The sequence below is a fragment of the Acinetobacter sp. AC1-2 genome (genome assembly GCF_016124155.1).
GTDB classification, from domain to species: domain Bacteria; phylum Pseudomonadota; class Gammaproteobacteria; order Pseudomonadales; family Moraxellaceae; genus Acinetobacter; species Acinetobacter calcoaceticus.
The window spans coordinates 220885-233600 of record NZ_JABFFO010000001.1 but is presented as its reverse complement, the minus strand read 5'-3'; the positions used below and the strand labels follow the sequence as shown (position 1 = coordinate 233600).

The 12716-nt window shown below is 39.4% G+C and carries 10 protein-coding genes; 2 read left to right on the top strand and 8 right to left on the bottom strand.

Annotation, left to right across the window (positions count from 1 at the left end; genetic code table 11):
- Nucleotides 1–54: 54 nt before the first annotated feature.
- The 6 genes from rapA to HL290_RS01020 all read right to left on the bottom strand — a co-directional run bounded on the left by rapA (nt 55) and on the right by HL290_RS01020 (nt 7025).
- Nucleotides 55–2892, bottom strand: a complete 2838-nt coding sequence (rapA, locus tag HL290_RS01045; protein ID WP_003650420.1) for an RNA polymerase-associated protein RapA — start codon at nt 2890–2892, stop codon at nt 55–57.
- A 144-nt stretch (nt 2893–3036) separates the two neighbouring features.
- Complete coding sequence (locus HL290_RS01040) at nt 3037–3675, bottom strand: RluA family pseudouridine synthase (RefSeq protein WP_003650418.1); 639 nt, start codon at nt 3673–3675, stop codon at nt 3037–3039.
- A gap of 132 nt (nt 3676–3807) precedes the next feature.
- On the bottom strand, nt 3808–4512 hold the full coding sequence (locus HL290_RS01035) for an acyl carrier protein (protein WP_198495349.1): 705 nt from the start codon (nt 4510–4512) through the stop codon (nt 3808–3810).
- A 61-nt stretch (nt 4513–4573) separates the two neighbouring features.
- Nucleotides 4574–5872 carry a glutamate-1-semialdehyde 2,1-aminomutase gene (gene hemL / locus HL290_RS01030; protein WP_004643606.1) on the bottom strand — a complete coding sequence of 433 codons (1299 nt, stop codon included), beginning with the start codon at nt 5870–5872 and terminating at the stop codon, nt 4574–4576.
- A gap of 42 nt (nt 5873–5914) precedes the next feature.
- The gene (gene thiE, locus HL290_RS01025) at nt 5915–6526 is read right to left on the bottom strand and encodes a thiamine phosphate synthase (protein WP_198495348.1); all 612 of its coding nucleotides are present in this window, start codon (nt 6524–6526) and stop codon (nt 5915–5917) included.
- 115 nt (nt 6527–6641) lie between these two features.
- Nucleotides 6642–7025, bottom strand: a complete 384-nt coding sequence (locus HL290_RS01020; protein WP_017387907.1) for a DUF962 domain-containing protein — start codon at nt 7023–7025, stop codon at nt 6642–6644.
- 165 nt (nt 7026–7190) lie between these two features.
- Between HL290_RS01020 and HL290_RS01015 the strand changes: the two genes are divergently transcribed.
- Entirely contained in the window at nt 7191–8654 is a 1464-nt protein-coding gene (locus tag HL290_RS01015; RefSeq protein WP_198495347.1) for a CYTH and CHAD domain-containing protein, read from the top strand.
- A gap of 35 nt (nt 8655–8689) precedes the next feature.
- On the opposite strand, the gene HL290_RS01010 is transcribed toward HL290_RS01015, so the two are convergent.
- The gene (locus HL290_RS01010) at nt 8690–9322 is read right to left on the bottom strand and encodes a hypothetical protein (protein ID WP_005038977.1); all 633 of its coding nucleotides are present in this window, start codon (nt 9320–9322) and stop codon (nt 8690–8692) included.
- 103 nt (nt 9323–9425) lie between these two features.
- Here HL290_RS01010 and HL290_RS01005 point away from each other — a divergent pair, with 103 nt between their 5' ends.
- The gene (locus tag HL290_RS01005) at nt 9426–9809 is read left to right on the top strand and encodes a DUF3144 domain-containing protein (protein WP_004643612.1); all 384 of its coding nucleotides are present in this window, start codon (nt 9426–9428) and stop codon (nt 9807–9809) included.
- 61 nt (nt 9810–9870) lie between these two features.
- Here the strand turns inward: HL290_RS01005 and HL290_RS01000 are convergent, their stop codons facing one another.
- Nucleotides 9871–12633, bottom strand: a complete 2763-nt coding sequence (locus HL290_RS01000; protein ID WP_198495346.1) for a M16 family metallopeptidase — start codon at nt 12631–12633, stop codon at nt 9871–9873.
- Nucleotides 12634–12716: the final 83 nt, after the last annotated feature.

The following is a 12716-nucleotide window of genomic DNA, read 5'->3' as shown; positions in this document are numbered from 1 at the left end:
AAAATCGATCTATAAAAAAAGCGCCCTCTAGGCGCTTTTTTTACTTTGAGTTAATTATGGCTTAACCACAACTAATACTTGAATTGCTTCTGGTGTAACAGTTAAACCATCAAGCAAGCTCAAGCCTTCTTTTTGCAACTTTTGTAAGCGTTCAATTTCATCTTGACGAATACTTGGGTTGAACTGTTTTAGATAAGTTAAACGGTCAATTTCATATTGCCATTTATTACCATAGTGTTCTTTTGCTTGCTGCTGAAGCTGTGGCAAATCAACTTTCGCGATATCTAACGCTTGTTTATAACGTTCCTCAATGATATCACGGCGAGCTTTAACCACCTGACGACAGCTATTGCCATCTAAATGGTGTAAATATGGTTTTAAGATAGTCGGATCAATTTTCTCAGACAAATCTTGACCATTTTCGCTTAATAGCACACGAATTAATTGCTTAGGTAAGCTCGATGGTAGATTCAACGCCTTAGGCGCCACCACATCGACTTTAAACCACACTTCAATTAATACTGAACCCTGCTTTAACGCATTAGATTTGAGTACAGCAACATTGGTACTACCAAATGATTGTGTACGGATCATTTCCATTACACTTTCAATGAATGGATGTTCCAAAGTTAAATATTGAGCATCTTCACGAAGCTGTGCTTGATCGCGATAGAACGTTGCCGTCATGCCTTCTTCGTCTAACGCCAAACCTTGCACTTGCATCTGATCTGTTGGACGAATAATCACAGTACCGTTACTTTGCTCATCAAAGTCGATATTGGTTGATGACATGAAACGCTTCACAAACATTGGGAGCGTCGTATTGTCATCATAATCTTCTAAGGCCTGAACAATCTCTTGCGCCACGATTGGACGACATGAGTTATATTCAAGTAAACGATCTCGGCCTGCTTGAAGTTCCGCTTCTAAAGCTTGACGTTGAACATTCACTTCTTCAAGCAAATCTTCAAATGTTTGACCTTGGTCTGCAAGCAAACAGTCTTTTAATTCAACAATAAAGTTTTCTTGCAACGTTTGTGCTGTTGGCGAAATATTGCTGAAAATATTAAGTGCTTCGTTGTACCAACGGAACATACGCTCTTGAGCTGTTCCCACAAGATATGGCACATGAATCTGAATACGGTTTTCTTGACCAATACGGTCTAGACGCCCGATACGTTGCTCTAAAACATCAGGGTTAGCTGGTAGATCAAATAAAATTAGATCACTGGCGAATTGGAAATTACGGCCTTCCGAACCAATTTCCGAACACAGTAGAATTTGTGCACCATAGCTTTCTTCAGCAAAATAAGCAGCCGCTTGGTCACGTTCAAGTAAGCTCATGCCTTCATGGAACATGGCAGTACGGATGCCTGCATGCAAACGCAACACATTTTCTAAAGCTTCAACAACTGGCCCACTACGCGCAATTAAAAGCACTTTTTTATGCTTAAGATCTTTGCGCAGAACTTCCATTACCCATAGCACGCGTGGGTCATTTTGCATCCATGAACCATCAAGATGTGCTTCTTCAGGCCACATCTGCTCACGCAGTTTTCCATCTTTTGACCAATCTTCTGGTGCTGGTAATGGTGCTGGCTGACAATCACGCCCTGGGAAGCCTTGAATTGCTTCACGCGTATTACGGAATAAAATACGACCCGTACCGTGACGGTCTAATAATTCGTGAATTGCTCTAAAGCGCTGTTCAGGCTGGTCTTCAATACTATGCCCTAACAAGCCCTCTAAAGCAGATAAATGCTCAGGAGCTAAAGGTTGATCAGACATGAGCACTTCAGCAATTTTTGCAGTCTGCTGGTACTGAGTTTCTTCATCTAAGAAGCGCTCTAAACTGCTAAAACGCTGCGGATCAAGTAAACGTAAACGTGCGAAATGACTTTCCACACCAAGCTGTTCAGGTGTTGCAGTAAGCAACAATACCCCAGCCGTATTTTCAGCGAGCTCTTCAATTAAATCGTAGCGATCATTACCGCCTTCTTCTTCGCTCCACATCAAATGATGTGCTTCATCGACCACGAGCAAATCAAACCCAGCTTCGATGGCTTGCTCACGCAAATCATCATGGTCAACCATTAAATCAACGCTGGCAATAATGCATTGCTCAGTCAAGAACGGGTTAAGTTCTGGATCATGTTCTTTAATAGATGCGGTACGTGTTAAATCAAACAGAGAGAATTGCAAGTTAAAACGACGGCGCATTTCAATCATCCACTGATACTGTAGAGAATCAGGGACTAAAATAAGAATTCGTTCTGAGCGACCGGTTTTAAGCTGTTGGTGGATAATTAAGCCAGCTTCAATTGTTTTACCCAAGCCCACTTCATCGGCAAGTAAAACACGAGGTGCAAAACGCTTACCAACTTCGTGTGCGATATAAAGCTGATGTGGAATTAAACCAACACGCGCTCCAACCATGCCACGTAGAGGGCTATTCTGCATTTGTGCTTGCATAAGCATCGCTTCAATACGCAGGTCATACCACTCTTTATAATCAACCTGACTTGCAAGCAAACGATCTAGAGGTTTCGACAACTGAATTTGCGCACCGATACGTGTTTCATTCAGCGCTTTACGATCTTGTTCACCATTTTCTAATGTACGAACAACGTTGTAACGCAAAACGCCATGTCGGTCTTCAACAGATTCAACAATCCACTTCTTGCCTTCTTGATCTTGAACTTCATCATTTGTGTTAAAGATGATACGAGATAGTGGAGCGTTATTACGTGCATATACACGTGTCTCATCACTTTTGGGGAATAAAATGCTGACAGATCTTTCATCTACATCAATAAGTACACCTAAACCGAGCTCAGTCTCTGTGTCTGATAGCCAACGTTGACCAATAGCATACTGCTGCAATTTTTCCACCTTTCTCTCAAGTTCGCACTACATATTGTACGATGCAAATTAGCTTATTTTTGCATCTTTTTATGTAGTCTTTAAAGCAAAATTTTGAAGCAAAAACCAATTAAATGACTTTGCTACAAAAAATCACGCATTAAAATTTTTACATTAAAACGGTACAGGACAGTCAAAAGTTAATGTTTCTGCTGTGACAGGATGATTAAAACTTAACTGTTTGGCATGCAAACACAAACGCGGAACAAGTTGCTGCTCCGGTGTTGCATACAGCGTGTCACCTACAATTGGATGCCCAAGATATTGCATGTGTACACGGAGTTGATGGGATCGACCCGTAATTGGTGTTAATTTCACACGCGTTACAGGTTGTCCCTGAATCTGAAAATTTTCTAGAACCTGCCAATGGGTTAAAGCAGGCTTATTGTGAGAAGCATCGACAATATGTAAAGGTGGTCGACTTGGATCATAGATAACGGGAATATCTACAGTCCCCTCACCCTCTAAATGACCAGCAACTAGTGCTTCATATATTTTTGAAGTTTGACGGTCTTGGAATTGGCGTGCAATCGCACTTTGACCACGTTTGGATAAACCAAATACCAAAATACCTGAAGTGTCTCGATCTAGACGGTGAATGAGCAAAGTTTTAGGCTCAATCGCAACCAACCTTGTCAGAACGCTATCATGTAAATCACCCTTACCCGGAACACTCAAGATGTCCGAAGGTTTATGAATCACCATAAAATCATCATCACGATAGATCAGATGTTCACTTAGAAAATCACTCAAAGTTGTATTCCCAAGGTAAGATGAAAAACAAGCGGGCAATAATAAAAAGCTTACGTCCGAATTACAATGCCGTTCGGGTAAATTAACAGCATAATTTGCAAATATTATGGCGCACGTTGGGTCTATGGTGAGTCAATGCTTCAATAACTGCATAATATGTTGCATGGTAGGTGCTTGCATCACCTCTTCAGCACTCAGGCTTGCACCGTTCGCACGCCATAGGTCGACTAGATAATTCACAGCAGATTGATTTAATCCGTAGTTTCTTAAATCAATTTCAGGGTGAACTTCCATAGGATGTCGTCCAACCTGTTCAGCAATGGCCAATAAAATTCCTTTATCCGACAAGATATATTCAGACGGCGTACTTAAAGACCATAGGCGCATTAAGGTCTGTGTATTTAAATGTTTTATATGGTCAAAACTGATCTTTTCAACCCATTGAATATGCTGCTCTAGATTAGCCGCCAAGATCGCATCATTTACAATAGCTACATAATCGGTAATAGATAAAACAAGCTGCATGACTTGTTTAAACAGAGGTGACAAATCACCAGCCATCACAACTTGGGCTTTGCTATTTGATGACAGTCGCTGCCCCAACTGCAACATGGTTTGTTGAAGCTGAGATGTATCAATAAAAATAACTGGAATTTCGAGTGCCTGTGCTCTTTTACTTAGTAATTCTAAATGATCGGCTAATGGCTGGTGCGCCCAATCAGGTAAAACTTTAAGTTCATTTAGCCCAACTAATAGCAATATACTTTGCGCAGACTCAATTGACCAATTTGAAGTATTTGCTGCTAATTGGATTTTTCGAGGTAATGGATAAAACATCGTTCTCTACAAATATAAAAATGGTCCAAATTAAAAAGCCCGTTTTAAACGGGCTTTTTGCTTACTTCATTTCGGCGAATGTTTCTTTTGCAGCCTGAATCGTATATTCGATATCTTCATCAGAATGAGCAGATGAAATAAAGCCTGCTTCAAATGCTGACGGTGCCAAGTTTACCCCACGCTTTAGCATGCCATGGAAGAACTTTTTGAAAGCTTCAATATCACATGCCAACATAGAGTCGAAACTTGTAATGTCTTCTTGATCGGTAAAATACAATCCGAACATTGCCCCAGCTTGCTGAGTTTTAAATGGAATCCCCGCTTCATCAGCTGCTGCTTGTAAACCTGCAAGTAACTTTTCAAGTTGAGCTGATAAGTTGCTGTAAAAGTCTGGTTGACGCAAATGTTTGAACATCTCAATACCAGCACGCATAGCGAGTGGATTCCCAGATAAAGTACCTGCTTGGTATACGCCACCTAAAGGTGCGATACATTCCATGATTTCGCGTTTACCGCCAAATGCACCTACGGGTAAGCCAGCACCAATAATTTTACCTAAGGTCGTTAAGTCTGGCTTAACGTTATAAACTGATTGAGCGCCACCTAATGCAACACGGAAACCTGTCATGACTTCATCAATAATAAAGACAGATTTATATTCATCACACACATCACGAATGGCTTGTAAAAAACCGTCAATTGGTTTCACCATATTCATGTTACCTGCGACAGGTTCAATGATTACACCCGCAATTTCATGACCAAACTTAGCAAAGCACTCTTTTAATGCAGCAATATCGTTGTATGGAAGGGTTAAAGTGTGTTTAGCAAAGTCAACTGGAACACCTTTTGAAGTTGGTTCACCTTCACCTAAAGTGAGTAAGCCCGAACCTGCTTTTACTAACAGCGAGTCAGAATGCCCATGGTAGCAACCTTCAAACTTCACAATTTTGTCACGGCCAGTATAACCACGCGCTAAACGAATAGCCGTCATGGTCGCTTCTGTACCAGAGTTCGTCATACGTACCAATTCAATTGATGGCATGATTTCACAGATAATATCTGCCAACGTTGTTTCGTGTACGGTCGGTGCACCAAAACTTAAACCATCTTCTGCGGCTGTTTGTACTGCTTTAATAATTTCTGGATGAGCATGGCCCAAAATCATTGGTCCCCACGAACCAACATAGTCAACATAGCGCTTACCATCAACATCCCACAAATATGCACCTTTCGCTTTCTCGATGAAAACAGGTGTTCCTCCAACGCCATTAAAGGCACGTACCGGAGAGTTCACACCACCTGGAATGTGTTTACTGGCTTGTTTAAATAACTGTTCTTGCTTTGGAGATAAACTCATGGAAATGCTCGTCTTAAATATCTAAAAAATAATTTTGAAAGCTTAAGAAAATAATTGTGCCCACGCCTGTACACGGGCAGGAATTTCAGCAGTTGATCGGCCTAATATATCACTAATGACGGCACACAGGTCAGCCCCAGCCTCAATCACAGGTTTTGAGTTTTCAACAGTTAAGCCGCCAATAGCACAAATCGGTAGATCATATTGAGCTGCTGCCTGCTTAATCACTTCAATACCCACATTACCTGCTTCAGGTTTTGTAGAGGTCGCATAGACAGCACCAAATGCAATATAAGTTGTACCATCTGCAATCGCCTTTTGGGCAAGCTCTAGAGAGTTCAAGCAAGTACGACCGATAATGACATTTTGTGGTAACTGAGATTTTGCATCTGTAATTTCACCGTCACTTTGCCCTAAATGCACACCTAAACCAAACTGAGCAGCCAGTTCTAGGTCATCATTAATCACAAAAGGAACCTGATATTTTTCACACAATAGTTTGATTTGCCCAACTTCAGCAGGTTGGTTGGCTTTTTCTATTTTTTTACGGCGGTACTGTAAAATTGCGACCTGACGAGTTGCGAGCGCGGCATCTAGTTTTTCTAATAATAATTGGATTGGGTCATCATTGGTAATCAGATATAAACCGCGCATACTCTACTCTTGCTTTAAAAAACTTCGCTAGTATAACGGATTTATAGGTCATCATAAGTACCGATTGATATGGGCTTACCAGTACCAATCGGTCTATTAAGAATAGAAATAAAAATTAACTTGGAATCTTATCGTGTTTACGATCAATCAAACTCAAACGACCACGTGCAACATCAGATAACATGCGCCAATCAGAAATAAAGCTATAGAAAGGTTGTTTAAAACTCGCAGGTTTATTTTTTTCAAACACAAAATGTCCAACCCAAGCGTTTGCGTAACCCGCTACCAAACCATAGAGTACATATTTGGCTTGTTTTTTACGAATGGCTTTTGAAAAAAAGTATATGCCAATACTGCTACCCACCACATGTAAGCGTCTGCTCATGATGTTACGGTGTTCAGTTAAGTAAAAACGATAAAATTCCTGATAGTTTTTAATTGGCAACTCAAACTCTGGCTGAGCTTCATGGTTAAAGTTTATGGGTGCATTCACGATCATCTTCCTGATTTTTATTTGATCAAAACATCACCTGATTGTACACCGAAATAAAAGCATAGCGTCATATGTTTGATTGTAACTTTCTCTATCAAAACCATTACTTTTAGTACTAAGCTATTATACTCATTCAAGATAGTTTAAATAACTGATTCAGGGAGATACATTATGGTTGAAGTTGAGCTTAAGTTTCAGTTACCTGAATCGAAGAAAAAATCTGTTCAACAATACTTAAAAAAGCATAAAGCACAGCAGATTCATCTACAGGCAAAATATTACGACACCCCCGATCGATTACTCGCAAAAAATGGCATGGCGCTACGTTTGCGTAAAGAAAATGATCTTTGGGTCCAAACCTTTAAAGCTGCTGGTCAAAGCCATTTACACCGCGTTGAAGAAGAAGTTTTTTTAGGCAAATGTGTCCAAGAACCTGATTTAAACCTTGAGTTATATCAAGACAATAAAGTAGTGACTGATTTACTTAATACAGCCCTAGGCAAAGAAGCTAAAAAATTAAGTTTGCAATTTGAAACGGATGTACAGCGTACTTATCATGTGTTTGAAGCAGACAATACAGCGATTGAAGTTTGCCTTGATGACGGTGTCGTAAAAACTGCAACTGCTCAAAGCATAATTTGCGAAGTTGAATTTGAACTTAAACAAGGCGCAGTTAAAACACTTATTCAGTTTGCACAGCAATGGATTAATCGTTATACCCTTTGGCTCGATGTAAGAAGTAAAGCCGAGCGTGGTAATTTATTAGCGCTGGGGCAAGCGGCTTCACCCGCTGTTCATGCCAAAGCGCTAACATTAAATAAAGATATTACTGCTGAACAGGCCCTCAAAAAGATTGTAGAAAACTGTTTAGGACAATTTTTACCAAATATGGCTGCAATTGCCGATGGCATTGCCGAAGCTGAACATATTCATCAGGCACGTGTAAGTTTGCGCCGTTTACGTAGCGCACTTAAACATTTTTCTAGCTGGTCAAACGAGGTAAATCCTCTTTGGGAAGAACAAATTGCTGAGCTTTTCCGCCAGCTTGGAGACACTCGTGATGAAGATGCTATTCGCACCGAGGTGTTACCAATCATTAAGCAACATGGCTCACCTGAGCTTTTACTACCCGTTTCGGCACAGCCATTAAAAGAGCTCTCAATACTCTTTACATCTTCGGACACGATTAAACTATTACTCGATTTATTAGCATTTGCGTATTCAGAAGAAGATTCAAAGAACAAAAGAGGTGGGTTAAAAAAACATATTAAAAAGAGTTTAGATAAGCTACATCATAAAGTGATCAGCAATGCTGAACATTTCTCTGAGCTTGAAGTCACCCAGCAGCATAAAATACGCAAGACAGCTAAGCAGTTACGTTATTGTGTTGAGTTTATTTCAAGTCTTTATTCTGACCAAAAAGTACAGCAATATTTAAAACAGCTACAACCTGTACAAAATACTTTAGGTCAATATAACGATTTGTTTATTGCTGAAGGTATTTTCAATAAAGCTGTAGAAAATGACTCGTCTTTCTGGTTTGCACTAGGATGGGTAAAAGCCAAACAGCCTCACTTACAAAAGCGGTCCGCCAAAGCTTTACAAACTTTTAGTCAGGCTGAAACGTTCTGGTAATTTATAAAAAGTCGCTGTAAACGTGCAGCGACTTTTTATCGGTACTTACCAAATACTTTCCATACACCGTTATCTGCTAACGGGTCATTATAGCTATCACTACGTTGCTTTCTTGGCTTATCACGGGCATCGACTAATTTAAAATGCGGCTCAACCCCTAACACAATACCATTGGTATAAAAACGTGAACGGGTATATTCACTTTGGCCATGTTGGAATACATAGGTTCTTAAGTCGATAAATTCACGATGAGCCACCAGTGCAGCAGTATCGTCACTCTGCAACCATTCTTGCATTGTAAAAATCTGATCTGTTTCGAACTGCCCACATTTTTCAATAAGACTTGCAACGCCGCGGAAAGTTTTAGACTCTTTCGCACGTGTTTTATTAATCCGAATTCGGTCTACATGAAAAAAGAACAAGGGTAAATTTAAATGACTTGGCAAATGAATGGCATCTGGTAATTCATCTTCCATAAAAGGCTGAAAAAGTTCTTGTGCCCTTTCAATTAAACTTTGCCATTGTTGGTAATAGATTTCGACTTCTTGTTGTAAACCATAATAGATCGGCAGCCCTTCCACATGTTCTAAATATTGAGGCGGGAAAATATGCTGTCGTAATAAAGCGATATCCGTTTTTAAACTTTGAATAGCAATTGCATCTTGCATATTAAACCTCCCGATACTTAGGCTATTTACAGACTAAGGCAAAGGTTTTGTTTCCGCAAGGCTTTGCCTATAATAAGCAGCTCTATTTTTGCGGGAATAAGTCATGTCTCAAAAGATCAATGCAACAGATGTTACTGAAGAAGAAGCTTTAAATGCGGTTTTCTTTGAGCGTGCGGATGAATTTATCAAACAAGCGAATGATTTTTGTCGCCCGCCAAAAGGTGAAAAACCAGACCCAGCTGAGCTGCGTGGTCAAGTGAGTGCAGCAATGTTGTTTGCTAGCGCCCGTTTTAACACATGGGTAGCAGCAAATAATTTTAAAGATGGCGATGAAATGCGTGATGCTAAAGATCAAGTCATGTCTTATCTTGTGCAACAATTTCAAATGATGCTTGAAGATAACTTTGATGAGTACTGTGAACAGTTCGAAAATTATTTACGTTTCCGTAAAAATGAAGATTTTCATGCGCATAAACATGATCATTAATATGATTTAAATACCCAAATAAAAAGCCACAATTGAGTGGCTTTTTATTTAAAAGAAGACTTTATTTTTTTGCTGCCTGACCATATTGATCAGCCATTACCTCAACTAAATGTTCAGGTTTAATATATTTTTTAATTGCTGCATTTACATCAGCAACAGTCAGTTTAGTCAGATTTTGATCGTGTTTTACACGGTCTTGTAATGTTTTACCTGACTCAAGCTGGAGATTTAACATGCCATGAATATTACGTTCATCTTCTAATGCCGTAACACGTTTTTTCATGATATCTGCTTTTGCAGCTTCAAGCTCTTGCTCTGTCACACCATTTTTCAACAAGTCATTCAACACTTTATGTATTGAGGCAGAAACCTGCGCTGAGCGACCCGAAGTATAATTAGCGCTAATGCTTAAGGCCCCAACATTCGTATCACGATCAAGTTGCAACCCACTTCCAAAACCATACACTAATGCATTTTTCTCACGAAGCTCTTGAGCCAAACGTGATGAAATTTGAGACTCACCTAAAATATAGTTAAGCAAAATGAGAGCAGATGCATCTGGATGGTTTTTCCCAACTGGCAGTGAAAGCACGCTTTGGTAGCTACCAAATTCGCGCTGCTCAGATAAAACATGAACTTGCTGAGCTGGAAAATCGACATGATTAATCAAGATTTTTTGATAAGGCTGTTTACCATTCCAACGACCAAATTCCTGATTAAGTAATTTCTGCATTTTTTTCGCATCAAACTTGCCCGTAATCGCGATTTGAGCATGGTTCATTGCAAAGAAATGCTCGTACAATTCTTTCACTTGTTCTTGAGTGGCATTTTTCAATTGCTGTTTTGCCAGTTCAGGTTCAAAGTGATAACGCAAATCGCCCGGTTGATACTCTTCAAGCAAACGTGAAAGTGTTAAGCCCGCTACTACATCTGGCTCGGTATAAGGACGATCAAGGCTTGATAAACTTTGCGATTTAATTAAATCAAATTGAGATTGCTCAAATTTCGGATTTTTCATCACATCAAGAACAAACTCGAAAAATTCATCAAATTTTTCTGATTTAGACTGAATATTAATGGTCATGCCATTGCCGTCAGCACTTGCATAAGCCGCGCCGCCCGCATCAATCGATTTATCGGCAATATCCTGCAAACTGTATTTATCGGAACCACGCAGCAACAAATATGAAGTTAAATCGACTACCGTACCTTTATTAAATAAAGATTTCTCTGTTCCGAAATCCATCGTAATTGTGGCATAAGTACGATCATCACGTGTTTCAACTGGGAATAGAGCATACTTCATTCCATTTTTCAGCTTTCCACGAATAATCTTTTTCTCATTACTTTCTACATACTGTTTTGAAGTTTTTAAAAACTCAGTAACTTCTTGTTGATAAGCTTTCGGGTCTTTTAAAGGTTCTGCCTTTGCTTCTACCTGATCTAAGGTTTTAGGCGCATCTTTTGAGTTTTGTTGTTGAGCTTTTTTCTGATCTTCAGGTGTTGGCAAAATATCACCGTCAATACGATGCTCAGCAACAAGGAACTGTTTTAAAGTTTGATTCACATCATCTAGCTTAACGTTTTTTACCGAATCAAGGTCTTTAAAATATTGATCCCATTGCCCACCAGCGACCGTGTAATCACTCAAACGTGAACCAAGTGCTACCGCATCTTTAGTGATTAAGTCGCCTTGAGTTTTCATTAAACTCTTAACACGATTTAATTCCACTTCAGTAAAAGGCTTTCCTTTTTCAATACCCGCTAGCAAAGAGCTTTCAACTTTTTTAGGGTCATTACTTGGTGCATAAATAGCGCCTAGAAACACCACATTAAAATCTTGGTCTAACCACGTACTCGCATCAACATTTGTGGTAATACCAGTTTCAACCATGTTCTGATATAGATGACCACTTGGTTGCATGGTATATAACAAAGGAGCTAACGCTAGTGTCGGCTGAATTTTGGTGTTTTTTCCATTCATATAGATATGGAACTTCGCCAGATCGCTCCCCTTTTTCACCACAAACTGACGATTTTTTATTTTTGTAGAATCGAGTACAGGAATCTGTACAGCCTTAGGAACATCACGCGCCGCGATTGGACTAAAATATTGATCAATTGTTTTTAAGACATCTGTTTTATCGAATTTACCCGAAACAACCATGACGGCATTATTCGGTGCATACCAACTACGATAAAAACGGTCTAGCTCAGGCATTTTAATAGATTTAAGCTCAGGTAAATCACCAATCGGTAAACGACCTAAATATTGATTGCCATAAGCCGATTTCCACATTTGATCCATCAGGACAGCAAAAGGCTGATCCATACGAACTTCACGTTCACGCTTTACGATTTCAATTTCGGAAGGAACAAACTTTTCTTGTAGAACCAATTTATCCATACGTTCAGATTCAAGATACAACACTTCATTGAGTGCAGTCTTTTCTGGACGAACGATATTGGTATACTTGGTCGAATAATAATCTGTGCTTGCGTTCGTCATCAACGTATATTGATCTAAACGACGCTGGAATTCTTCCCCTTTAACATTTTTTGTCCCCTTAAAAGCCAAGTGCTCAAGCAAATGAGCTAAGCCGCTTTTGCCTTGCGGATCATTTAATGAACCTGTTAAATAAATGGTATTAATAAAGATTTTATTTTCTTTGTCATTCGGTGCAAGTACAATCCGAAAACCGTTATCTAATTTATATTCCTCAATATTTTGCTTGCTTTTTACTAGTGTGGTTTGTGCCCAAGACGCAGCACTTAAACTAAGAATACATAGGGAGAGAGTCAGTTGTTTAAACTGCATAAACATATAAATACCAATTAATTTGAATAATAAAAAATCAATAGTTGTGGGACTATAGTAGGAAATTTAAGCTGACATTAATAGTAAAG

Bases quoted from the DNA above. Each gene is read 5' to 3' on its own strand.
- HL290_RS01010 (WP_005038977.1), bottom strand. From the start codon at position 9,322: ATGCAAGATGCAATTGCTATTCAAAGTTTAAAAACGGATATCGCTTTA.
- HL290_RS01035 (WP_198495349.1), bottom strand. From the start codon at position 4,512: ATGTTTTATCCATTACCTCGAAAAATCCAATTAGCAGCAAATACTTCA.
- HL290_RS01000 (WP_198495346.1), bottom strand. From the start codon at position 12,633: ATGTTTATGCAGTTTAAACAACTGACTCTCTCCCTATGTATTCTTAGT.
- HL290_RS01020 (WP_017387907.1), bottom strand. From the start codon at position 7,025: ATGATCGTGAATGCACCCATAAACTTTAACCATGAAGCTCAGCCAGAG.
- HL290_RS01005 (WP_004643612.1), top strand. From the start codon at position 9,426: ATGTCTCAAAAGATCAATGCAACAGATGTTACTGAAGAAGAAGCTTTA.
- hemL (WP_004643606.1), bottom strand. From the start codon at position 5,872: ATGAGTTTATCTCCAAAGCAAGAACAGTTATTTAAACAAGCCAGTAAA.
- HL290_RS01015 (WP_198495347.1), top strand. From the start codon at position 7,191: ATGGTTGAAGTTGAGCTTAAGTTTCAGTTACCTGAATCGAAGAAAAAA.
- thiE (WP_198495348.1), bottom strand. From the start codon at position 6,526: ATGCGCGGTTTATATCTGATTACCAATGATGACCCAATCCAATTATTA.